The following is a 23,305-nucleotide window of genomic DNA, read 5'->3' as shown; positions in this document are numbered from 1 at the left end:
GGGCGCCGGGAAGGCCGTGGCAAGGCTGGCACTGACAGGGCGACGATCGTGGCGGCGCCGGCCGTGCGCTCGGCCCCTGTCTTCCGGCTGCGATCGTCACGGGCACCCATGCGTCACCAGCTGAGGAACCCGGCGAACTCGGCCGCTGTCGGGAAGGGCGCGTCCTCGGCGAGGGCGCCGATGTAGACCAGAGCCTGTTCGTGCTGGTGGTAGGAGAAGCCGTCGAGGGTCTGGCCGACCACGAGGACGTTCCCGCCACGGCGCCAGGCGGCGTACCGCCATGAGTACCGGCCCCTGGCCTCGGTGCTGACGTCGTGCTCCGGCCGGCCGAGTCGCTCGGCGAACCGGTCGATGGCCGCGTTGACGTGCGCGTCGAACACCTGGGGGCCGGGATCCTCCAGGCTGGACCAGCCGCGCAGCAAGCCCCAGAAGTCGTCTTGCATCATCTCACCGTCCACCCAGTAGCTATAGGAGAACGGCATGGCGAAGCAGCCGTCGCCGTAGACGATGTGGCCCTCGCCGGTGACGAATCGCCCCGGGTCCAGCGGCACTTCGTCACTGCGCCAGCCGAGGCCGCGCATCGCGAGGCCGGTGCCCTTCGGGTCGTCCCATGACAGTTCCGTCAGCCCGACGATCTGCTGGACCAGTTCAGGGGTTATGGGACACGCGGCGACGTAGCTCGTGACCTCGTCCTCGTCGTCAGACATGGGGGCTTCCGTTTCTGGGCAGCGCGGCCGGAGAGCGTCGCAGTATGCCACAGGCGGGAACCCGGCCGGATCCGGCTACGAGCAGCCGGCGACAAGAGGCCCCTCGACGGGCCCTCCAGCAAGCGGCGTCAGGCTCCGAAGTGCCGGCGGGCGAGCCTGGCCTGGTATCGACTGACTGGCCACAGGACCAGAGTGACGACGAACAGGAGAGGTGGTCCCTGGATGAAATGGGCCGCCCAGGCGCCGGCCAGACTCGGACCACCCCACGATCGCTCCAGATGATCGGCCCCGAACACGGGGTACAGCACGCCCCTGGCGATGAACACCGCCCATGCCGATCCGAGCAGCGCGAACGACAACAGGTCGGCGGGCAGGCACACCAGGCTGTACCGGAGGACCCGGCGGGTCTGCCCGCGAGACGACATCGCGGCTTCGGCCACTGGTACGCCGAGCAGGCGGCGGGCGAGCACCCGCTGAGTACGGCCTACCGGCGCGGGCCGGCCGAACAGCGCGGCGATGAGGCCGGCCAGACCCACCGGCAGCGCCACGAGGGCATGAATGTTGTGGCAGAGCATCGCCTTGGGCCAGGCACGCCCGCCCGTCGGCGATCGGCGGTGCGGCATCGACGGCAGGGCCGTGGTGGAGGTCGGGGTGGAGGTGGTGCTGGACTTACTCATGCGGCTCTCCTCGGGGGGTTCTCCTCGGTGGTGTTCGCGGTACCCATGGTCGGATCGCCCGGACCGGTAGGTCATCGGCCACGGGGACGCGATCGGGCTCGGCCGCGCGGCCGATGCCACGGAGCCGGTAGGCCTGGCGACGGAGACCTCATCGAGTCCGGCGACCGATGATCGGGAGGACTCGCGTCGGTACCGTCACGGCATGAGCGAAGGAGATCACCGAGGTGCGGCGGCGCGGGCACCGCTGAGTAGGCGGGTCGGATCGCTGGTCAGCGGGCTGAGTCCGCTCGCCTGGCGCCGGGTCGACGCCGTGGTGGCGGTGGCGCTGCTGGTGGGGTCGACCATGCCGGTGCTGTTCGGCGGCCCGCCGAAGGGCGATCAGCCTCTGGCGATCCTCGCGTTCGGTGCCGGAGCTTCCCTCCCCCTGGCCGTACGCCGACACCGGCCGATGGCGGTTCTGGTCATCGTGGTGGCCTGTACGGTGGCGGCCACCGCGCTTTCGGTGCGGTTCACCCCGTTCGGAAGCAACGCCGGGCCCGGCGTCGCTCTGGCCATGTACACCGTGGCCGAGCGGTTTCCTCGGCGAGTCTCGCTCGCGGCCCTCGCCGGGGTCCTGGCGACCACCTTCACCGCGGCGTGGATCGCGACCTGGCTGTACTCGCCCGACGAGAATGCCGTGCACGTCGTCGCGGCGATGGCCGGCTGGTTCGCGGGCGACGCGGTGCGGGCCCATCGCTGCTACCGGGCCGAGCTTGCGGACCGGCAGCGCCGGGAGGATGAGGAGCGCACCCGGCGTGCCGTCGCCGAGGAGCGCCTGCAGATCTCACGCGAGGTCCACGACGTGATCTCCCATAACCTCAGCGTCATCGCCGTACGCTCCGGTGTGGGCCGCATGCTGTTCGACACCGAGCCGGACGAGGCGCGTACCGCTCTGGCCGAGGTCGAGGCGGTGAGCCGCAGTGCGCTCGGCGAACTGCGCCGGCTGCTCGGCGCCGTCCGTGAGCACAAGGCGACGACTCCCGCGCCGCGGCTCGACGACCTGCCCCGGCTGGTGGAGCAGGTGACCGCCTCCGGTGCCGAGGTGACGCTTGAACGGCGCGGCGTACCGGCGGAGCTCCCTCCCACGCTGGAGCTGTCGGCCTATCGGATCGTGCAGGAGGCGTTGACCAATGTCGTCAAACACGCGGGGCGCACGCGCACCCAAGTGATCGTCGAGTACGGCGACGAGGGACTGCACGTCGAGGTGACCGACGATGGGAGCAGGGATGGGCTCCCCGGCCGGGCCACCGGGGGCGGCGGGTGGGGCATTGTCGGCATCCGCGAACGGGCCGCGATCTTCGGTGGCACGGTAGAGGCCGGGCCCCGGGCCGAGGGCGGGTTCCGGGTATCCGTACGGTTCCCGGCGATCGGGGCGGCCGACAACGGAGAGGACCGATGAGCGTCAGCGTGTTCGTGGTCGACGATGAGGAACTCATCCGTGCAGGTTTCCGAGCACTGGTGAACGCGGTTCCCGGCCTGACCGTTGTCGGCGAAGCCGCCAACGGCGCCCAGGCGGTGCAGTCGGTGCGGACCCTGCGACCCGACGTGGTGCTCCTCGACGTGCGCATGCCGGTCATGGACGGCCTGGAGGCCACCCGCCGCATCATGGCGACCGGTTCCGCCACGCCGACACGGGTTCTCATGGTGACGACCTTCGACCATGACGAGTACGTGTTCGAAGCGCTGCGAGCCGGTGCCAGCGGTTTCGTGCTGAAGGACACCCCGCCAGAGCGCCTCATCGAGGCGATCAGAGTGGTGGCCGCAGGCGAGGCCCTCCTCACACCGACGATCACGCGCCGGCTGATCACTGAGTTCGTGAGCCGCACCGCCCCCGCCCACCGCCCCGTACCGGCCGCCCTGGCGACCCTGACGGAGCGGGAACGCGAGGTGCTGGTTCACGTTGCCGCCGGCCGGTCGAACGCCGAGCTTGCCGAGAGCCTCCACATCAGCCGGGCCACGGCCAAGACCCACGTCAGCAACCTGCTCTCCAAGCTCGGCGCCCGCGACCGGATCCAGCTGGTCGTCCTCGCCTACGAGTCGGGCATCGTCAGTCCCGCCGGTGGCTCCGGCGACACCCGTACCGGCTGAGCGGCCGCAACACCGACGCCGTAGGGGAGCCTGAGCACCTGAATCCGGCGATCCTCAGCCGAACGGCCGCGGGCCGCTGTCGTCACGTCGATCGGCTTCCGTTCATGGTCGGGCGGAGCGCGGCGGTGGTCTGGCGGGTGATTTCGGCGGCGGTGAGGCCGGCCTGGGCAAGAACGTCGTCGCGGGTGGCGTGATCGAGGAACCTGGTCGGGACGCCGAATTCGCGGATCGCGACGTCGGTGTCGGTGTCACGGAGGGCCTGGGCGATCGTGGTGCCGATGCCGGGGGTGCGAATGCCGTCTTCGACCGTGATGACCAGTCGGTGCCGGGCGGCGAGCACCGATAGCTGTTCGTCCAGCGGCTTGATCCAGCGTGGGTCGATGACGGTGGCGGTGATTGCGTGCTGGGTGAGCCGCTCGGCAACGTCGAGGCACATCGGGGCGAGCGCGCCGATGGCGACGATGAGCACGTCTGCCGGGTCCTCCGCGTGACCGCGCAGGACGTCCATTCCGCCGACGCGGCCGGTTGCGGGTATGGCCGGGCCGATTGCGCCTTTGGAGTAGCGGACGACGGTGGGGGCATCGTCGACGGCGACGGCTTCGCGTAGTTGTGTTCGTAGCTGGTCGGCGTCGCGGGGCGCGGCGATGCGCAGGCCGGGGACGGCCTGCAGGATGGCCAGGTCCCACATGCCGTTGTGGGAGGCGCCGTCGTCGCCGGTGATCCCTGCGCGGTCGAGGGCGAACGTGACGCCGCATCGGTGCAGGGCTACGTCCATGAGGATCTGGTCGAAGCAGCGGTTGAGGAATGTCGCGTAGACGGCGACGACAGGGTGCAGCCCTGCGGTGGCCATCGCGGCGGCGGACGCCGCGGCGTGCTGCTCGGCGATGCCGACGTCGAAGAAGCGGTCTGGGTAGCGGCGGGCGAAGGCCTCCAGTCCGGTGGAGCGTTTCATGGCGGCGGTGATGGCGACTATGTCATCGCGTTCGGCTCCGAGCCGGACCATCTCCTGGCCGAATACCGACGTCCAGTCGCGCCCGGCGGCCGACATCGGGTGGCCGGTGTCCGGATCGATGACCTTGACCTGGTGGAAGCGCTCGTCGGCCTGCTCGGCGAGGGCGTAGCCCCGGCCCTTCTCGGTGATGCAGTGGACGATCACGGGCCCGGCGAAATCCTTCGCGTGCCGCAGTGCGGACTCGACCGCGGCTGCGTCGTGCCCGTCGATCGGGCCCAGGTACTTCAGCCCCAGATCCTCGAACAGGCACTGTGGAGCGATCGCGTCCTTCAAGCCCTTCTTGGCGCCATGCAGGGCGGCCAGCAGCGGACGTCCCACGGCCGGCGTGTGCTCCAGAACCGACCGTCCCAAGCGCAGGATCTGCTCGTAGCCGTCGGCCGTGCGCAGGGTGGCCAGGTGATCGGCGAGCCCGCCGATGGTGGCCGAATAGGAATGCTGGTTGTCGTTGACCACGATCACCAGCGGCCGGTCCGCTGCGGCGGCGATGTTGTTCAGCGCCTCCCAGGCCATCCCGCCGGTCAGCGCGCCGTCTCCGACCACGGCGACCACGTGCCCATCGCGACCCGTCAGCCGCTGAGCGGCGGCAAGCCCGTCGGCCCACGACAACGCGGCCGAGGCGTGCTGGTTCTCCACCAGATCATGTTCGGACTCGGCCCGGCTGGGGTAGCCGGACAGGCCACCGGCCTGCCGCAGCCCGGAGAAGTCCTGCCGTCCGGTCAGCAACTTGTGCACATACGCCTGGTGGCCGACGTCGAAGACGATCCGGTCACGTGGGGAGTCGAACGCCCGGTGCAGCGCGATGGTCAGCTCCACCACACCCAGGTTGGGCCCCAGGTGCCCGCCGGTACGCGCTACCGCCTCGATCAGGAACGCCCGAATTTCCGCCGCCAGCCCTGGCAGCGTTTCGGGATCGAGTGCCTTGACGTCCTGTGGTCCGCGAATCGTTGCCAAGACACTCACTGACCGTTCCTCCTTATTCGACCTGGTGCCGCTCACGGAACCTCGCCCGACCAATCGGTGCGGATATGCGCCAGGTGACGGCGCATCAGCGCCTCGGCACCCGCCCGATCGCCGTCGACGACGGCCGTCAGCATCGGGCGATGCTCGGCCGCCGACGCGACCAGGTCACCGGTCACGGCCAGCGTCCCCAGATTGTGCAATCGTGTCTGGTCCCGGAGCCGTGTCACCGTCGCGACCAGACGACGATTTCCGGTCGCCTCCAGCAGGCCGAGGTGAAACGCGCGGTCGGCTTCCAGATTTCCGGTCAGGTCACCGTCGGCGGCGGTTCGCTCGATCCTGTCGACCAGTTCTTCCAGCTCTGGCAGGCGGTCGCCGAGACCGAGCTCGGCGGCGCGGCCGGTCGCGGGCACCTCCAGCATCATCCGCATCTCGAAGATCTCGGCAAGATCCTGCTCGGACAGCGAGACGGCACGAAACCCTTTGTTCGGCACCACTTCCATCAAGCCGTCGTCCACCAACGACAGCATCGCCTCCCGCACCGGGCTGTTGGACACCCCGAGCTCGGCCGCCAATCCCGCCGCCGAATACACCCGCCCAGATGTGATCTCACCCGTGACCAACGCCTTCCGGATCACAGCGAGCGCCTGATCCCGCAAGCTGACCCGCCGGACCGTACTCCCCGAACCGAACATAATCTGTAACATATTACCGGTAACCACCAATATGCAATAGGGTGCGTGCAGGGCAGTGGTGTAGCGGAGGGCGGCGTCAGAGCCGATGCCGTAGGGGGCCTGAGTACCTCAATCCGGCGGTCCTCAGCCGTACTGCCCCTGGAACGGATGTGATGCGGCGAGTGCCGCTCGCTTGGCGCCGCTGCGCCGCAGAATGATGATCACGAAGGCGATGGACGCGAGCAGCGCCACGCCACCGGCGACCATGAAGGCGACGGCGAAGTAGCCGAACACGGTGTCGTCGGGCTTCACCATCAGCCCGCCGTTGACGCCCTGGCAGTTCACGATGGCCGTGCCGGTCACCTGTGACCTGAACGACGCGGTGTATCGGTAGGTCCGGCCGGCCTCGGACTGGGTCGTGGTCGCGCTCCAGGAATTCTTCTTCGTGAGGGCGACCGGCCCAGACCCGTCGATCGCGGCGACCGCGCAGGCCGTGGGCGCGGAGGCGGTGTTCTCGACATAGACGAAGTAGTGATGGCCCTCGACCAGATAGATCTGGGCCCCCGCCGCTGCGGGACCTGTCCCGTTCGGGTCGTCGGCGACCCGGAGGCCGCTGTAGTTGAGGGCGACGAAGACCACGAGCTCGGCCACTGCGACCAGGAACAGGACGGCGGGGAGCACATACCAGCCTGCCCTGGGCCGGATGGGCGCCTTCGTCCGCGGCGGACCTGCGGGCATTCCCGGCGAGTTCGCCCCAGGCCACATATGACCTCCCCAGTACGCACCGACACCGACGATCTTCCCCGGTGGTCAGACGCTCCCACCGAACCTCGTGAACGGCAAGCCGTTCGTCAGGTATTGCGCCATATCGTCGTACGGCCCACTGGGACACCGGCCCTCGAGGGCGCCACGTGGGTCTCAGCCTCGGCGCTGGGTGTCTTCGAGATAGCGAAGTACGGCGGTGACGCGCCGGTCCGCCCGATCGGTCGGTGCCAGGCCCAGCTTGGCGAAGATGCTGCGGATGTGCTTGTGAACCGCGCCCTCGGTGACGAAGAGCCGCTCGGCGATGGCGGTGTTGCCCAGCCCCTCGGCCATCAGGGAGAGCACGTCGCGTTCCCGGGGGCTCAGCCGTTCCAGTTCGGTGTCGGGGCGGGTACGGGTGAGCAGTTGCGCGACGACATCAGGATCGATGGCGGTTCCCCCGCCGGCCACGCGGTGCAGTGCGTCGAGGAACTGCTCGACGCGGCCGACCCGCTCCTTGAGCAGATATCCGAGCCGGCCCGCGCCACCGGCGAGCAGGTCGGTGGCGAACGCCTGCTCGACGTAGGCGGACAACACGAGTACGGCCAGGCCGGGCCGACGGCGCCTGGCCTCGACGGCCGCTTTGATCCCCTCATCGGTGTGGGTCGGCGGCATCCGTACGTCGACGATGGCGACATCGGGATCGTGGGCTTCGACGGCGGCGAGGAAGGCGTCCGGGCCGTCGGTGGTCGCCACCACGTCGAGGGACTCCGCGCGCAGCAGCATCGCGAGTCCTTCGCGCAGCAGCGGGTCGTCCTCGGCGATCACGATCCGCATGGCAGCTCCACCTCGAGTGTCGTCGGCCCACCGGGTGGGCTCGTCATGGTCAGGCGACCGTCGTGCGCCTCGACCCGGCGGCGGATGCCGTCGATGCCGGAGCCGTGGCCTTGGTCCGCGCCGCCGCGGCCGTCGTCGTCGACGCGCAGGAACAGCCGGTCGTCCTGGCGGCGTACGGTGACGGTGGCGTTCTGGGCCCGGCTGTGCCGGGAGACGTTGGTGAGCGCCTCGGCCACCACGAAGTAGGTGGTGGCCTCGGTGGAGGCGGCGCACCGGCCGGGCACGTCGACGTCGATCCGGCAGGGAACTCCGCAGCCCGCCGCGAGCCCGGAGAGCGCACCGGCGAGCCCCCGGTCGGCCAGGACGGGCGGCAGGATGCCGCGGACGACCGTCCGGAGCTCGGCCAGTGCCTGCTCGGCGGCGTCCTGCGCGCGTTCGAGCATGGCATCGGCACTGGAGGGGTCCCGCGCCAGTGCGCGGCGGGTCGCGCCGAGCATCACGGTGACGGCGACGAGCCGGTTCTGCGTGCCGTCATGCAGTGACCGTTCGATGCGCCGCAGCTCCGTGGCGTGGGCGTCCAGCGCGGCGGCGCGGGTGGCGGAGAGTTGCGCGACCCGCAGGGACAGGTCGGTGTCGTGAGGCGGGGTCAGGAGCCGCCGGCCCGGCCACGCCTGCAGCCGGGCCATGCGCGGCCCGAGGCCGATGAGGACGGCGATCCACCCCAGGCCCACGGGCACGACCGCGAAAGCGCTGAGCATGTCGTCCACGGGCCAGAACACCAGGTTCGGGCTGCTCGCCTCCGGCTTCACCAGCCGCCACCAAAGCGGGTACGTGACGTCCTGTACGGCTTGGGGCGGCATCGTCGCACAGGCCGCGCCGATGAACAGGCCGAACGTGCCGTGGACGAGCACCCAGCACAGGTCCCGCCGCACGGCCGGGTCGGCGAAGGCCGCCCGTACCCGGGCCGGTGCCGGCTCCGGACCGATGATCTCCGGACCCCATCGAGAGAGCCGGGCGCGTTCGCGGTCGGCGACGGCGCGTACGAGGCGCGGCACGGTGGGCGCCAGGACCAGGCCCACGCCGACGACGCACGCCAGCGCGACGAGGGCCATCCAGAACAGCGCGACGAACGCCAGGACCGCGGTGCCGAGACCGCCGACGAGATGTTCGAGCGCGTCCAGGGTGACACGGCCGCGGGCCATGACATTCCGTCGGACGGCCCGCCTCAGGCCGGTCGGCTTGGATCCGTGCTCGGGCATCCGTACCTCCTCGGACCGAGACCCTAGGACGCCGTCCTGATCTCTGTCAGGCGGCCGGCCAAGGAGTACAGCCTGCTGTACCAAGAGCGGCTCGCTGGCTGGATCGTCCACGGCGATCACCGCTCGTAGCGTTGTGGCTCGTCAACTGAGCTCGTCAACCACCGGGCTCATCAGCCACCGGCCATCGACCACCGGCCCATCGAGACCCAGGAGCACGCCGTGCAGGATCTCTACCAAATCTCCGAGGCGCCTGAGGCGTCCGATTCCCTACCGCCGGCGAGTCCCGCAGGCGGGATCGTACGTCCGCTGCTGTGGGTGTTGCTTGTGATCAGCGCCGCCGCCAACGCGGTGATCTCGAGCACCGGCGCGAACATGTTCGTCGGGGCCGGGTTCGGGCTGGTCGTTCTGGCCTGCGCCACCGCGCTGGTCGTCCACCACTACAAGCACCGACGCCGATGAGAACCGCCGCCGAACACGGCCACCCCCAGACGCGGCAGGTGCCCGCCGTGGCGCTCGAGCAGGTCTCCAAGACCTATCCCGGCGGCGTCCGGGCGCTCGACGAGGTGTCGCTCACCGTGGAGCCCGGCACGTTCCTCGCCGTGATGGGACCGTCGGGGTCGGGCAAGAGCACGCTGATGCACTGTGCCGCCGGTCTGGACACGCCTACCAGCGGAAATGTCTCGATCGGCGGCACCGAGATCGGCAGGTTGAACGAGACCCGTCGCAGCGAGCTGCGCCGCGAACGTGTCGGATTCGTGTTCCAGTCCTACAACCTGGTGCCGTCGCTCAGCATCGCGGACAACATCACGTTGCCGCTGCGGCTGGCGGGCAAGGCGCCGGACCGGGACTGGGTGCAGACACTGGTCGAGCGGGTCGGGTTGGCCGGCCGGCTGGCCCGCCGCCCGGCCGAGTTGTCCGGTGGCCAGCAGCAACGGGCCGCGATCGCCAGGGCGCTGGTGACCAAACCGGCGGTGGTGTTCGGTGACGAGCCGACCGGCGCGCTGGATCTGCGTACCGCCCGTGAGGTGCTCGACCTGCTGCGCGACCTGGTCGACGCCCTCGGCCAGACCGTGGTGATGGTCACCCACGATCCGGCCGCCGCCGCGCGAGCGGACCTGGCACTGGTCATGGCCGACGGACGGGTCGTGGACGCGCTGGAGAAGCCCACCGCGACCGAGCTGGCACACCGCATCACCACCCTGGAAATGGAGTAGAGATGCTGTACCTGGCATCGCGCATGGCGCGCCATCGGATCGCCGCGCTCCTGGCCATAGCGTGCGCCACGCTGGGTGGCGCCGCGTTCCTCACCGGCATCGGCGTGCTGGCCGAGTCGGGGTTGCGGTCACACGCACCGGTCGACCGGCTGGCCCGGGCCGACATCGTCGTCTCGGCCGACCAGACGTTCACGCCGGACGGGGATCTCCCGATCGCGCTGCCGGAACGCGCGAGGGTGCCGGGTGAGCTGGTCGGACGGCTGGCGCGGCTGCCCGGCGTCACCGCGGCGATCGGCGACCTGAGCTTTCCCGCCGCCGCCGTCGACCAGCGGGGCGGTGCCGTACCGGGCGGGGATCCGCGAGCCGCCGGGCACGGCTGGTCCTCGACCGCGTTGCTGGACCGTCCGCACGTGGCCGGTACGGCACCGGCCGGTCCGCTCGAGGTCGCCGTGGACGACGACACCGCGGCCGCCGCGGGCGTGGCGCCGGGCGGCCGGCTGCAGGTGATCGCTGCCGGTCACCGGGCCACGTACCGTGTCTCGGCGGTGGTCACCACCGCCGATGCCGGGATCTTCTTCGCCGACTCCACGGCGATGCGGTTGGCCGGCCAGGGTTCCAAGGCCGGCACCGTCGACCTGGTCGCGTTGCGCACCGCCCCGGGCGCCGGCGCGTCGGTCGCCGCGAAGGCCCGCGACCTCGCGCGAGGCGGCGGACTGGTCGTGTCCACCGGATCGGCCCGAGGTGACGTGCAGGCCCCCGAGGTGATGGCCGCCCGGGGCCTCCTGCCGATGCTCGCCGGCTCACTCGCCGGGGTCACCCTGCTGGTCGTCGGGTTCATCGTCGGCGGCGCACTGGCCGTGTCGATCGGAGCCCAGCGACGCGACCTCGCCCTCATGCGTGCCGTCGGGGCGACTCCACGGCAGGTCCGCCGGCTCGCCTCCGCGCAGGCCGTCATCCTCACGGTGGCCACGCTGCTGCCCGGCATCCCCCTCGGCTACCTGCTGGCGGAACGGCTCCGGCTGCTGCTGGTATCGGCCGGGATGCTGCCGTCCTCGCTGCCGCTGACCTTCGGTCCGCTCCCCGCGGTGGCGGCGGCGCTCCTGCTGGTCGTGGTCGTCCAGGTGTCGGCCTGGTGCGCGTCATGGCGTACGTCCCGGATGCCGGCCACCGAGGCCGTCGCCGAGTCGCACAGCGAACCCCGTACCCCCTCGAAGGGCCGGGCTTTCGCCGGCGTGCTGGTGCTCATCGCGGCGAACGTCGTCTCGGTCGCGCCCTTGCTGGCGCGATCACAGGCCGGGGCGGCGGTGACGGCCCTCGCAGGCATCCTCGCGGCGATCGGCCTCGGCCTGGCCGGCCCGGTTCTGGTCAGCCGGATCGGGCGCGCGCTGCGGAAGGTGTCCTCGCGTGCGTCGGCACCGACCTGGCTGGCCGTGGCCAACAGCCACGGGTACGCGATGCGCGTCGCGGGTGCCATCACCACCCTCGCCATGGCCGTGGTGTTCACGCTCACCTACGCCCTGACCCAGACCACCGTGCTGAAGGCGACGTCCGACGACGTCAGCGCCGGTACGCGGGCGCAGTTCAGCATGAGCGCACCCGGGCTCGGAGGGGTACCCGACGACCTGGCCGCCGCGGTACGGGCCACGCCCGGAGTGCAGGCCGCGGCCCCGGTCACCACCACCACGGTCATGTGGCCGCATGAGATGGCGGGCGACGTCGAGGTCGACGCCCAGTCCGCACGGGTCCTGACCCCTGCCGCACCGGGCGTCCTCGACCTCGATGTACGGGCCGGCAGCCTGGCGAAGCTCACCGGCAACACCGTCGCCGTCGACGCCGGCGTCGCCAGAACACGGAAGGCGTCGGTGGGCAGCACGGTGCACCTGATCCTCGGCGACGGTGCCCGCGTCGACGCCCGGGTCGTCGCGACCTACGCCCGCGGCCTCGGCTTCGGTCCCGTGGCGCTCTCCAGCGACCTCGCCGCCGGGCACACCACGACGGGACTCGACCAGAGCATCCTCATCCGTACCGACGGCACGGACACCGCTCGGCGGGGCCTCGCCGCGTTCGCCGCGTCCCGCCCCGGCCTGGCCCTCGGCGACGCCACGCGCACCCCAGGCGGCCAGAGCACGATACCGCCCGAGCTGTGGATCAACGTCGCGATCCTCACGGTGCTGCTCGGGTATCTCCTCCTCGGCATCGCCAACAAGCTCATCGCCACCACCGCCGGGCGCCGCCACGAACTCGCCGCGCTTCAGCTGATCGGTGCCACGCCACGCCAGATCCGATCGATGATGCGGCGGGAGGCGGCGTTGATCTGCACCGTCGCGCTCAGCACCGGCCTCCTGCTGTCCGTCGTGCCCCTCGCGCTCCTCGGCCTCAGCTTCCTGCATCGCCCCTGGCCGGCCGGACCGGTCTGGCTCGCGCCCACCGTCGCGGTCGTGGTGGCCGGAATCGCCTTCCTCACCATGGAGATCCCCACCCGCCGGGCGCTGCGCACCCCGCCCGCCCAGGCCCTCACCCGCGGCTGACGACGGTGCGGTGCCGGTACGGGGCCTGGTCCTCGTACCGGCACCGCTCCACAAGATCATTTATTTTGTTCTCGCTATTGACCGACCGGTCGGTCGTTAGTATTGTCCGTGCCATGCGTGTGAGAGATCCGGATGCGAAGCGGAAGGCGCTGACCGAAGCGGGGTTGGCGCTCGCGGATGAGTCCGGGCTGACCCGGGTGAGCGTCAACCAGGTCGTGGCCGCGGCCGGCGTCGCCAAGGGCAGCTTCTTCCACCATTTCAAGGACCGGGCGGCCTTCCTTCTGGAACTCCACCGCTGCTTCCATGACCGGCTGGCCGCGCTCGTCACGGCGGCGACCGAGAATCTGCCGCCGGGCCGCGACCACCTGCTCGCGGGAACACGGGCCTACCTTGACGGGTGCCGGCAGGACAGGGGCACCCGGGCGTTGCTGGTCGAGGCGCGCGCCGAGCCGGCCCTGCCCGCCGAGGTCGCGCGTCGCAACGAACAGTTCACCGACCTCGCGGCCCCGGACTTCTCGGCGATGGGGTGGAGCCGGCCGGTACAGGCGGCGCGGCTATGGGTGGTGATGGCCGCCGAGGTCGCCGTCGCCGAGTCCGCGGCGGGAACACCGCTCCCGGAGCTGCGGGCCGCGCTCACCGACTACGTGAGCGGGTGACGACGATGACCGACACCGCCGGTACGACCTCGACGGTCGGGACCGCCCTGGGGCCGGTCGTGGTGACCGTACGAGGCGCGGGAACACCGGTGCTCCTCCTGCACGCCAACCCGGGAGACGGGCGCGACTACGCCGCCGTCGTGCCGGCACTGGCGGAACGGCACACCACCTACACGGTGGACTGGCCGGGTTACGGGAACTCGCCCGCCCCGCCACAGCCGGGGACCACCACTGCGATGGCCTACGCCGGCATCCTGCCCGCTGTCGTGGCCGGCCTGGGTCTACGGCGGACCGCGCTCATCGGCAACAGCGTCGGCGGGTACGCCGCCGCGCGGCTGGCGATCACCCATCCCGAGGCGGTAACGGCCCTGATCCTGGTCAACAGCGGCGGCTTCACCCGCCACAACCCGCTCACCCGCGCGGTCGCCCGCCTCAAGGGCACCGAGACCATGACGCGTGCGCTGGTCGGACGGCTGCCCCGGCTCTATCTGCGCGAACGCACTCCGGTCGTCCAGGAGATGCTCGCCCGCGACCAGGCCCGGCGCGGTGACCGGGTCGGTATCGCCGTGGAGGCAGCGATCTGGCGCAGTTTCACCAACGCTGAACATGACCTTCGTTCGCGCGCGGCTCAGATCACCGCGCCGACGCTGCTGCTCTGGGGCACCCGCGACCCGCTGCTCGGCCAGGACGGCCGATCCGCGCGCCGGTCGATACCGCACGCGACCTGGCACCCCCTGCCGACCGGCCACGCCCCGTTCGCCGAGGATCCGCAGGCCTTCCTCGCCGCGGTCCGACCCTTCCTCGACCGCCCCGAGCCGCACACCCCTGGCGCCTCATCCCGCTGACCGCCACACCGCACGTGAGCAGGTACCGAAGCCATCGCTCCGGCCGCCGGAAAGTCGCCCCGGTCGAGTAGACGTTTCCCGGTCGGCGGGAACGCCGACGAGGGTCGAGGACGGTTTGGGAAACCTGTCCTCGACCCTCGTGAGTACTGTGACCGGCCCTGGTGGTCAGGGCCTGACCGCGTCTGTCTACTTGCAGAGTGCGGTGTCGAGGGCGGCCTCGAAGTTCTGGGCGGCGACGAGGGAGGTGACGTTGGAGTTGACGGCGATGGTGGCCGCTCGTCCCTTACTGGTCACGGCGTTGCGGGTGACATAGCCGGGGGAGTCGCCGCCGTGTGTCCAGGCCCAGCCGCCGCAGCTCAGCTTGAACGCGGCCAGACCGAGTCCGTAGCGGGCGCCGCCGGTGGCGGAGAAGTCATCGGCCGCAACGGTGGTCTTCATCTGCTTGAGCTGCTGCGGCTTGAGCAGCTCACCGCCCAGCAGTGCGGTCATGAAACGGTTGAGGTCGCGTGGCGTGCCGATGAGCTGCCCGGCCGCCCCTGCCATGGACGGGTCCAGCTGAGTGACATCAGCCAGCGACCCATCAGCACTCGGGAAGTACCCCTGCGGGTGGGCTTCACGGATGCTCTGGTCACCGATCGCGGGCCAGTAGGTGTGACGCAGCCCGATCCGGTCGATGATCCGCTTGGTGATCTCCTCACCCACGGGACGACCGGTGACCTTCTGAATGATCAGACCCGCCAGCACATAGTTGCCATTGCTGTAACTCCAGCCGGTGCCCGGAGCGAACAGAGACTTCTGGGCCAGCACCACGTCCAGCAGCTCCCGCGCCTCGAAGTAGCGGTGCTGGACCTTGCTGTAGTCCTCCCCGACAAGCTCGACGTCGTAATCGGCCAGACCGCTGGTGTGTTGCAGAACCTGCCGGACCGTGATCTTCCGGCCATCAATGCCCTCCCCGCGGACCAGGCCCGGCAGGTACGTCTCGATCGGCTCATCCAAGCCGATCTTGCCCTCGCCCACCAGCTGCAACACCACCGTCGCGACGAACATCTTGGTGTTGCTGGCGATCCGCACCTGCCCGTTAACGGGCACCTTCGCCCCCGTCTTCACATTCGCCACACCAGCGGTGTAATCGCGGGTCCGCCCATCAGGCCCACGAACCGCCGCCAGCGCACCCGGATACTTATCGTTTTTCACCAGACTGTCCAGAGTGCCCTGAACCACGTCGGCGGTGCGGCCGGGGCCACTCGCGGCGGCGGCCGGAATGCCGGCCGCCACGATCCCCGTCAGTGCCGTCAGTGCCGCCGCCGCCAGGATCCGCCCCCGCACACGCTGGGGACGCCGAGGGGAAGTGGACTGGGTGGGGGTGCGTGACATGAGAAACACTCCATGTTGTGTGGATGGGAGTCCGCTTTGCTACGTCACCTAGCCTGTCGATGAGCGGCCGCATGATCGATCCCACGCACTGGAGTGCTTTGGTACAGCTGGCTATACGTCTGAGCGCGAGAAACTGTGCGAATACATCGACGATTCGCTGGCCGAAGCCGGAATCCATGTCCGCCTGCGCATCAAAGCCGATGTCAGTGAACGAATCGCCATGTCATCGGGTCGCGTGACGGTGGCTCCCCGTTTGCCCGGCGTGCTGACGCTCAGCGTAAGGATAGCGCCGCTAACCTTTACCCGAATCTGGGACCGATAGGGTCCCAGGGCGACACAAAACGGCTGACATGATTTCCCCTTCCAGAGCGCTCATGCTCCCCACCATTTGCGCTGTACTGGCCGTCACCGCGTGCGGCGCCGACGACAAGGCGTCAACTGCTCCTGACCGCAGCACTCTCGCCATCCAGTCCGCGCCGGCGGCGCCGCCTACGCCCACTCCGACCACCCCCACCTCCCAGCCGCCCACGTTCACCGTCGCCGAGTGGTATTGCAACCGCCCCATCGCGATCGATGACAGCATCCTGGAAACCGTCCTGCGTTCAAGGGCGATCATCGTCACCGGCACGACCGGCCCCGACTGGGGCAACCGCCAGTACACGGGGGGTCTGAACAACGGCTGGTTCCTGGTTTATAACCATGCCGCGGTGAGCGCCGGCAGGGTCAGGGCAAGCGCCTCCGACTGCGCGATCTCGGTACAGGGCCACCCGGACTACTGCATCGGCTCGAGCGCGGCGTACGGAATTTCACTGATGGCCTCGGACCCCCTGGGCGAAGGCACATACCAGGCGACACGCGTCATGCTGTTCGACCAGAACACCAGCGAGATCGAGAGCGCCTCGGGCACGGTCCCGGCCGGGCAGAAGTTCCGGGTCATCCTGGATTCCCGCATGCTGCAGTACGACAAGGACGCTTTTCAACGTGGTGACATCGCCGTGGTCTGGCTGGACTCCACCAAGCGCGACAACATCAGCGGTATCAAGGAACTGCCCGTGTACGCGTTCATCCCCGTCACGTCCTGACGGTGATCGCTCTACAGGTTCGCGGCGGCCATCAACGGGTCGGCGAACCCGTCCCGTCCGAAAGCCCGGCGCCCGCCCAGTCCCCCGCCAGAGCGGCGATCCCGAACGAGGTCGAGGACGGTCTTGGGAAGACCGTCCTCGACCTCGTGGGTACTACTTGTTCTGGTGCGCTCGACCGCGTCTACCTATGTGTTACCGGGCTGCGCACAGAGCGGCGTCGGCGGCGGCGATGACGTTCTCGAGGGCGGCCTGGTTGGTGGGCAGAGTCGTCACGGCGAGGGTGACCGCCCGGCCGTCGTCGGTGGCGGCGCTGCGGGTCTCGTAACCGTCCATGTCGCCGCCGTGGCCCCATGCGACACCACCGCAGCTCAGCGACATCTTGACCAGGCCGAGGCCGTACTCCCAGCCGGCCGGGAGTCCCGGGGACTTGCCCGTCTCGCGCATCTGCTCGAGCTGCTGCGGCTTGAGCAGCTTGCCGTCCAGCAGTGCGGTCATGAAGCGGTTGACGTCGCTGGGAGTGGCGATGAGCTGTCCGGCCGCCCCTCCCCAGGAGGGGTCCCGATTCGTGACGTCCAGCAGCGGCCCGCCGGGCTCCTTGGCCGCATACCCGTTGGGGTGGCGCTCACGGATGGTCTGATCCCCCTCACCGGGCCAGTAGGTGTGGCGCAGCCCGATGCGGTCGATGATCCGCTTGGTGATCTCCTCGCTGATGGGACGGCCGGTGACCTTCTGCACGATGAGACCGGCCAGCACATAGTTGGTGTTGCTGTACTCCCACCTCGCACCCGGAGCGAACGACGCCTCGTGCGCCAGGGCCATGTCCAGCTGTTCCCGCGGAGTGCTGTAGGTGTGCTGGATCTCGAAGCCGTCAGGCATGTACCTGGTGTAGTCCGGCAGGCCGCTGGTGTGCTTCAGGAGCTGCCGGACCGTGATCTTCCGGCCGTCGATGCCCTCACCGCGGACCAGGCCCGGCAGGTACGTCTCGATCGGCGCGTCCAGGTCGATCTTGCCTTCGCCGACCAGCTGCAACACGACCACGGCGGTGAACATCTTGGTGTTGCTGGCGATCCGCACCTGCCCGTCAACGGGCACCTTCGCCCTGGTCTTCAGGTCCGCCACACCGGCGGTGTAGTGGCGGGTCCGGCCCTTGGCGTCCTGCACCGCGGCCAGCGCGGCGGGAAAGTGATCGCCGGTGACCAGGCGCTCCAGACTCTTCTTGACTACGTCGGAGGTGCGGCCGGGACCGGTCGCGGCACTGGCGGCGGCGGCCGGCATGCCGGCCGCGACGATTCCGGTCAATGCCGTCAGTGCCGCCGCCGCCAGGATCCGCCCCCGCACACGCCGGGGACGCCGAGGGGAAGTGGGCTGGGTGGGGGTGCGTGACATGGGAAACACTCCATGCTGGGTGGCTGGGAGTTCGCTTTGTTACGTCACCTAGCCTGTCGATGAGCGGTCTCATGATCGATCCCACGCACTGGAGTGCTTTGGTACAGCTGGCTGTACGCCTGTGGGGCGGCGGCGAATTCAGAAGTGCGTGGTGATTCCGAATGCCCGACGAAGCTGGGCCATATCGCGACGATCGTGGTCGGCCGGCTCATAGCCCTGATGGAAGTAGACCTGCTGTTCGGCCGACAGGCAGGGCACGGTCACGCCCTCGATCGTTCCCGCGACGAAGCAGCGGGCCGGGTAGGCGAAAGGACGCTCGGGATCCAGAGAGGCCTGCAGGGCGGATCCGTCCGGTGCGAAGACCAGAGGATGAAGATCGATTTCCTGGCCGGCCGGATGCGAGGCCACGAACCGTACCGCTCTCCAGCGGTTCGCCCCAGTGGGGTGGCGGGTCTGTGGTGGTCAGGGACGAGCTGCGGCGTAGAGGATGTCGCGCATCCCGGGCCGCGATTCCTGGTCTTCTCGCCAGACCAGTCGCAGGCTGAGATCCGGGAGCGGAAGGTCGAGTTCGACCAGGGTTCCGGAACGGAGATTGTCGGCGACCGCGAACCGGGGTAGCAGTGTGATTCCGAGTCCGTGTTCGGCCCATGCGCGCATGACCGGGATGCCTCCGACCTTGATCCGTTTGGGACCGGAGCCGAGGATCTTGTTCCCGGCCATCCAGAACGAGCATTCAGGGACGTTGACCAGTAGCCGCTCGTGTTCGAGGTCACCGGGAGTCAGCGCGGTTCTGGTGGCGAACGGGTGGGTTGGTGCGCAGACCAGCGCGAGGGGGACGGGGTCGAGGTCGAGGAAGGTGAGCGGTTGAGCGGGGGGTGGGAAGCCGAGCCCGCCGACGTCGTCACCGGAGTCCAGTAGCAGTGCGGCCTCTAGTCGTCCCTCGATCACATCAGCGAGGAGACCGTCGCGGGCGCGTTCGGAGTGGATCTCGACGTCGATGCCGGGCTGGCGTTCGGCGAACCGGGCCAGGACCTGAGGCACGTAGGAGCCGGCCAGGGTTTCCAGCGCGCCGAGCCGCAGCAGCTGCTGTTGGCCTCTCACGTCACGGATGGCCTGCTCGGTCTGGTCGAGCAGGGTGCGTGCCCATCCCCGTAGCCGCTGTCCGGCGGGGGTGAGCTCCATTCCCTTGGGGCCACGCATGAACAGGGCCACGCCGAGTGTGCCTTCGAGGGTTCGGATCTGCTGGGAGACCGATGAGGGAGCCAGGTCGAGGGCGACGGCGGCGTCGGTCACGGTCCGGTGCCGGATGACGGCCTCGAAGGTCCTGAGTTGGCGCACTTCCACCCGACCACAAACCATGCGGAGCGTTCGGAAATTCCGAACGGACCGTGCGGCGGTGGCGGTGGAGCCGCTGGCCTGCGCAAACGCACAGTGGGTCATGTCATTCCCGTTCTCTGTCTTTGGGAGCTGTCTTGGACATGACCCTTGTGAAGCCATCCGCGGCGAAGTCAGCCGCGTCGACGGCGGGGCGTCCCGGCCCCGTGCGGGGGCGCGCCCGCGTGCTGGCGGGTATCTCGCTGGGCTATTTCATGGTGCTGTTGGACATGACGGTGCTGTCGGTCGCCGAGCCGGATCTGGCGTCGTCTCTGCACGCGTCGATGGCCGGGCTGCAGTGGGTGACGACCGGCTACACCGTGACGTTCGCCGCGCTGCTGCTGTCGGCGGGGGCGGCGGCGGACCGCTTTGGGGCCGAGCGGCTGTTCCGGGGCGGCATCGTCGTCTTCACGCTGGCGTCGTTGCTCAGTGCGTTCGCTCCGGCGCCGTGGGTGCTGGTGCTGCTGCGCGCGATCTTGGGGATGGGCGCGGCGGCGTGTGTGCCCGCCTCAATGGCGATGATCACCCAGCTCTACTCCGAGCCCACCGCGCGGGCGCGTGCGGTCTCGGCATGGGCCGCGATCAGCGGCGCGGCGGTGGCGGTGGGTCCGATCGCCGGTGGCGCCCTGGTCAACCTCGCCGGATGGCGGTCGGTGTTCCTGATCAACGTGCCTCTGGGCCTGGGGGTGCTGGCGCTGACGCTGGGCCAGGCGGTGGCCTGCCCGCGCAGTGACCGCCGGATCGACTGGCCCGCCCAGCTGGCGGCCGCGGCGGTGCTCGCCCTGTTCACCGACGCCCTGATCGCTGCCGGTGCGCAGGCATGGGCACACACCGTGTGCTCGTTGGTGGGGTTGGCGGCCTCGGGGCTGGCGTTCTGGGGCCTGGAGCAGCGCAGTCAGGCACCGGTGGTGAACCAGGCCTTGCTGCGGGCAGGTCGGGTGCGGGCCGGGCTGTTGGCCGCTGCGGCGGTGAACTTCGCCTTGACCGGAGGGCTGTTCGTGCTGCCGCTGCTGTTGCAGCAGCAGCGGCACCTGGACCCGCTGCAGACCGGGCTGGCGTTCCTGCCGCTGACGGTTCCCTTCGCCGCCGCCCCGCCGGTCACCGGCAAGATCGTGGCACGAGTGGGTCCGCGCCGTCCGATCCTGGCCGGGCTGGGACTGCTGGCCGCGGGAGGTGTGGTGCTGGGCGGCGCGGTCTTCGCCGACGCCGGCTACCTGTGGCTGGCAGTGGGGCTGTTGATGACCGGTTTCGGTGTCTCTTTTGCCCTGCCGGCCCTGGTCATCGCCATTGTCAGCCTCGCCCCGACGGGAACGGCCGGTGCGGTGGGCGGCCTGCTCAACGCCGTGCGTCAGGTCGGCGCCACCCTCGGCGTCGCCGTCATGGGCGCCGCCGTCGCCGCAGGCACCGGATGGGCCCTACTGCTGTCGGCCGCAGTCTGCGCCATTGCCTGGCCGGTGTTCGCTTCGGCGCGCGATAACGCGAGACGGAATCACGACCTGTCGGTGAAGACGGATCAATGAGCTGATCGAGCACGCGCTCGCCTGCCCGATCCCCTTCACCTGGTGCGAGCACGCTCGCGACCGGATCGCGACCCGGATTCCCTCTGCGCCCTTTGCCGGACCAAGCGGGAGACCGCACTCGTACGTCTGACAGAGGTGGGTCAGTGACCGCCTGCACCGACCTTTTCGGCGACGCCGAACAGGAGGTCCTCCCGGCCTGGGCCGGTGATGAGCTGCAGCCCGGTCGGCAACGAGCCGACCATGCCGGCCGGCACGCTGAGCGCCGGTAGGCCGCACACGTTCCACGGGCTGGTCATCGACAGCATCGCCGGCCGGACGCCGACGGCCGTGCCGTTGATCTCAGTGGTCCGCGCTCCGAGGGGCGGCGCGACCAGGGGTGTGGTCGGCAGTGCCAGTACGTCGTAGCGGGACAGCAGCGCCGACATCTCATTCTGGAGACGGCCGCGGTCGCGGAGCGCCCGCACGTATCGCCACCCCGCGGTCTCGGCCGCCAGTCTGAGACGCTCCAGCACCTCGGGATCGAACAGCGCGGCATCGGCTGCCACGCGGTCGGCGTGCACCTCGTACGCCTCACTGCCCTGGATCGCGGAGTACGTCTCGCTCATCCCGGCGGCCCCGGGGAGCTCGACCTCCTCGACCTCGGCACCGACGGGCGAGAGCGCCGCCCGCGTCAGCCGTTCGATGTCGTGGTCGGTCTCGAACAACGCGCCGGGTCGTACCCAACCGATGCGCCGCACGTCCACGCCGGGGCCACCGGGGCCGGCCGGCAGATCGGCCAGAACGCGGTAGGCGACCCGGCAGCCGTCGGCGGTGCGGGCGAGCACACCGACGTCGTCCAGCGTCGGGGCGAGCGGGAACACCCCATCGGCCGGGATGACACCGTGCGCCGGCTTGAACCCCGCGACACCGCACAGCGCCGCCGGAATGCGAACCGACCCCCCTGTGTCGGTACCGAGCGCGACCGGCACCATCCCGGCCGCGACGGCCACGGCGCTGCCGCCGCTGGAGCCACCGGACATCCGGGTGGGGTCGTACGGGTTGCGCGAGGGGCCATTGGCCGAGCGATCACCGGTCGGCCCGTACGCGAACTCGTGCGTCGTGGTCTTACCGACGATGACCGCGCCCCCGGCCCGGAGCCGGCGGACGCACTCGGCGTCGACCGTGGACACGTGGTCGGCGTAGTGGGCCGAACCCATCGTCGCCCGGAGCCCCTCGACCTCGATGATGTCCTTGATCCCCATCGGGATGCCATGCAGCGGACCTCGGTCGACGCCGGCGGCGAGTTCGGCGTCCGCCTGCAGCGCGGCCGCCAGGGCCCGCTCCGCGGCGACGGTGACGAACGCGCCGAGGTCGGCGTCGAGGTCTGAGATCGACGCCAGCGCTCCCTTGACGAGCCCGACCGCCGTCACCGTGCCCGTACGCAGGGCGCGTCCGAGATCCGCCACGCTGTGACCGGTGAAGTAGCCGCCGGTACGGCTCGGCTCAGTAGGCCGAATGGGCGCGCTATCCATTGAACCAGGGCAGTACGCCCAGTGCCGACACGATGACTGCGGTGCAGACCGCCATGGACACCACGTTCCCGATGGAGGAGTGGAAGTGCGCCGAGCACGGCTCCGGCGACGACGGACTGGATCGTACCGCCGAACGCCAGGACGGTGGGGTGGAGCCCGGGCCGACGCCCCGGAGAGGTCAGTTCGGCAACGAGCCGGTCCACTCCGCGACCTCTGTCAGGGTCGATGATCCACTGCCGCCGGGTGCCGAGCTGCTTGGGCGCGGTGTAGAGACCGAGGGGAACGGTCGTCTCCACCGGTAGCGACACCACCGTTCCGGCGCGGCCCAGGGGGTCGGTCGCCCTGCCCTCGGTCTTGACGCCGGGCAGGCCGGCGAGCATCCGGAACGCGGCCGCCCGCAGGTCGGGAAGGGCGGGCGCGCCGGCCGGCAGGGTGCCGGCCACGTCACTCAGCGCCCGGACGCGCTTGTCGCCCCTAAGGGCGCGCATCGGCCGGTTCGTGGCCTTCGGGGCGTACGCCTCCCAGTCGCCCTTGAGATCCAGCAGGGTCTTCTCCAGTTGATGTAGGCGTGGAGCCGTGGCGAATGCCGGCGGAACAGCTCGCCGAACGCCTCAGGGTCCTCCAGAGATGCGGCGACGATTCTCGAATCGTCGAGCGCCTCCGTAGGTCGACTCACCACACTCACCGTGGCCATGGGCCGGTGTGCCTCTTCATGGGTGCTCCTCCGTGTCCAACGTGCTGACACGTCCTCTGTCCCGAAGGCCGCTCCCCGGTCGCAGGCCACCGATGGGCGCACGCTCTCCCAGCGGCATCGAGATCACTGT

Annotated in this window: 21 protein-coding genes and 1 pseudogene; 9 read left to right on the top strand and 13 right to left on the bottom strand. The window is 70.0% G+C overall.

The window, feature by feature from the left end; translation table 11 throughout:
• Positions 1–113: 113 nt before the first annotated feature.
• Together HKK72_RS01840 and HKK72_RS01835 are read right to left on the bottom strand one after the other, a co-directional pair.
• Positions 114–707: a hypothetical protein gene (locus tag HKK72_RS01840; RefSeq protein WP_187232415.1), complete on the bottom strand. Its 594-nt coding sequence runs from the start codon at positions 705–707 to the stop codon at positions 114–116.
• A gap of 128 nt (positions 708–835) precedes the next feature.
• Entirely contained in the window at positions 836–1,384 is a 549-nt protein-coding gene (locus tag HKK72_RS01835) for a hypothetical protein (protein ID WP_187232414.1), read from the bottom strand.
• Between the two features lie 202 nt (positions 1,385–1,586).
• Between HKK72_RS01835 and HKK72_RS01830 the strand changes: the two genes are divergently transcribed.
• Together HKK72_RS01830 and HKK72_RS01825 are read left to right on the top strand one after the other, a co-directional pair.
• Positions 1,587–2,822 (top strand): sensor histidine kinase, encoded by a 1,236-nt coding sequence (locus HKK72_RS01830; RefSeq protein WP_187232413.1) that lies wholly within the window; start codon positions 1,587–1,589, stop codon positions 2,820–2,822.
• Positions 2,819–3,511 (top strand): response regulator, encoded by a 693-nt coding sequence (locus HKK72_RS01825; RefSeq protein WP_187232412.1) that lies wholly within the window; start codon positions 2,819–2,821, stop codon positions 3,509–3,511. Before HKK72_RS01830 ends, HKK72_RS01825 begins: the two co-directional genes overlap by 4 nt.
• A gap of 82 nt (positions 3,512–3,593) precedes the next feature.
• Here HKK72_RS01825 and dxs read toward each other — a convergent pair whose 3' ends face one another.
• The 5 genes from dxs to HKK72_RS01800 all read right to left on the bottom strand — a co-directional run bounded on the left by dxs (position 3,594) and on the right by HKK72_RS01800 (position 8,991).
• On the bottom strand, positions 3,594–5,483 hold the full coding sequence (dxs, locus tag HKK72_RS01820; protein ID WP_187232411.1) for a 1-deoxy-D-xylulose-5-phosphate synthase: 1,890 nt from the start codon (positions 5,481–5,483) through the stop codon (positions 3,594–3,596).
• A 32-nt stretch (positions 5,484–5,515) separates the two neighbouring features.
• Complete coding sequence (locus tag HKK72_RS01815) at positions 5,516–6,175, bottom strand: GntR family transcriptional regulator (protein ID WP_187232410.1); 660 nt, start codon at positions 6,173–6,175, stop codon at positions 5,516–5,518.
• A gap of 123 nt (positions 6,176–6,298) precedes the next feature.
• Entirely contained in the window at positions 6,299–6,835 is a 537-nt protein-coding gene (locus tag HKK72_RS01810; protein ID WP_187232409.1) for a hypothetical protein, read from the bottom strand.
• A 237-nt stretch (positions 6,836–7,072) separates the two neighbouring features.
• On the bottom strand, positions 7,073–7,732 hold the full coding sequence (locus HKK72_RS01805) for a response regulator transcription factor (protein ID WP_187232408.1): 660 nt from the start codon (positions 7,730–7,732) through the stop codon (positions 7,073–7,075).
• Positions 7,720–8,991, bottom strand: coding sequence for a sensor histidine kinase (locus HKK72_RS01800; RefSeq protein WP_187232407.1), 1,272 nt, complete (start codon positions 8,989–8,991; stop codon positions 7,720–7,722). The genes HKK72_RS01805 and HKK72_RS01800 overlap by 13 nt, the downstream gene beginning before the upstream one ends.
• A 219-nt stretch (positions 8,992–9,210) precedes the next feature.
• Between HKK72_RS01800 and HKK72_RS01795 the strand changes: the two genes are divergently transcribed.
• The 5 genes from HKK72_RS01795 (at position 9,211) to HKK72_RS01775 (ending at position 14,234) form a co-directional block, all read left to right on the top strand.
• A complete protein-coding gene (locus tag HKK72_RS01795) occupies positions 9,211–9,450 on the top strand; it encodes a hypothetical protein (RefSeq protein WP_187232406.1) in 240 nt (79 codons plus the stop codon).
• A complete protein-coding gene (locus HKK72_RS01790) occupies positions 9,447–10,205 on the top strand; it encodes an ABC transporter ATP-binding protein (RefSeq protein ID WP_187232405.1) in 759 nt (252 codons plus the stop codon). The genes HKK72_RS01795 and HKK72_RS01790 overlap by 4 nt, the downstream gene beginning before the upstream one ends.
• A 2-nt stretch (positions 10,206–10,207) precedes the next feature.
• The gene (locus HKK72_RS01785; protein ID WP_187232404.1) at positions 10,208–12,733 is read left to right on the top strand and encodes an FtsX-like permease family protein; all 2,526 of its coding nucleotides are present in this window, start codon (positions 10,208–10,210) and stop codon (positions 12,731–12,733) included.
• Positions 12,734–12,846: 113 nt separating this feature from the next.
• Entirely contained in the window at positions 12,847–13,389 is a 543-nt protein-coding gene (locus tag HKK72_RS01780; RefSeq protein ID WP_187232403.1) for a TetR/AcrR family transcriptional regulator, read from the top strand.
• Positions 13,390–13,394: 5 nt separating this feature from the next.
• On the top strand, positions 13,395–14,234 hold the full coding sequence (locus HKK72_RS01775; protein ID WP_187232402.1) for an alpha/beta fold hydrolase: 840 nt from the start codon (positions 13,395–13,397) through the stop codon (positions 14,232–14,234).
• Positions 14,235–14,420: 186 nt separating this feature from the next.
• Here the strand turns inward: HKK72_RS01775 and HKK72_RS01770 are convergent, their stop codons facing one another.
• Positions 14,421–15,560, bottom strand: coding sequence for a serine hydrolase domain-containing protein (locus tag HKK72_RS01770; protein ID WP_315987014.1), 1,140 nt, complete (start codon positions 15,558–15,560; stop codon positions 14,421–14,423).
• Positions 15,561–15,982: 422 nt separating this feature from the next.
• Here HKK72_RS01770 and HKK72_RS01765 point away from each other — a divergent pair, with 422 nt between their 5' ends.
• A complete protein-coding gene (locus HKK72_RS01765) occupies positions 15,983–16,690 on the top strand; it encodes a hypothetical protein (protein ID WP_187232400.1) in 708 nt (235 codons plus the stop codon).
• Between the two features lie 192 nt (positions 16,691–16,882).
• Here the strand turns inward: HKK72_RS01765 and HKK72_RS01760 are convergent, their stop codons facing one another.
• From HKK72_RS01760 to HKK72_RS01750, 3 genes and pseudogenes are all read right to left on the bottom strand, one after another.
• On the bottom strand, positions 16,883–18,076 hold the full coding sequence (locus HKK72_RS01760) for a serine hydrolase domain-containing protein (RefSeq protein ID WP_222720181.1): 1,194 nt from the start codon (positions 18,074–18,076) through the stop codon (positions 16,883–16,885).
• Between the two features lie 138 nt (positions 18,077–18,214).
• Positions 18,215–18,493 (bottom strand): annotated as a pseudogene (locus tag HKK72_RS01755) (nucleotidyltransferase domain-containing protein); the annotation flags it as partial.
• Positions 18,494–18,538: 45 nt separating this feature from the next.
• Positions 18,539–19,420 (bottom strand): LysR family transcriptional regulator, encoded by an 882-nt coding sequence (locus HKK72_RS01750; protein ID WP_187232399.1) that lies wholly within the window; start codon positions 19,418–19,420, stop codon positions 18,539–18,541.
• A gap of 134 nt (positions 19,421–19,554) precedes the next feature.
• Here HKK72_RS01750 and HKK72_RS01745 point away from each other — a divergent pair, with 134 nt between their 5' ends.
• Positions 19,555–20,970 carry an MFS transporter gene (locus tag HKK72_RS01745; RefSeq protein ID WP_187232398.1) on the top strand — a complete coding sequence of 472 codons (1,416 nt, stop codon included), beginning with the start codon at positions 19,555–19,557 and terminating at the stop codon, positions 20,968–20,970.
• A 140-nt stretch (positions 20,971–21,110) separates the two neighbouring features.
• Here the strand turns inward: HKK72_RS01745 and HKK72_RS01740 are convergent, their stop codons facing one another.
• Together HKK72_RS01740 and HKK72_RS01735 are read right to left on the bottom strand one after the other, a co-directional pair.
• On the bottom strand, positions 21,111–22,415 hold the full coding sequence (locus HKK72_RS01740; protein WP_315987013.1) for an amidase: 1,305 nt from the start codon (positions 22,413–22,415) through the stop codon (positions 21,111–21,113).
• Positions 22,376–22,969: a hypothetical protein gene (locus HKK72_RS01735; RefSeq protein ID WP_187232396.1), complete on the bottom strand. Its 594-nt coding sequence runs from the start codon at positions 22,967–22,969 to the stop codon at positions 22,376–22,378. The genes HKK72_RS01740 and HKK72_RS01735 overlap by 40 nt, the downstream gene beginning before the upstream one ends.
• Positions 22,970–23,305: the final 336 nt, after the last annotated feature.

The sequence above is a fragment of the Actinomadura sp. HBU206391 genome, assembly GCF_014323665.1.
Classification (GTDB): domain Bacteria; phylum Actinomycetota; class Actinomycetes; order Streptosporangiales; family Streptosporangiaceae; genus Actinomadura_C.
This window is presented reverse-complemented; position numbering and strand designations above follow the sequence as displayed.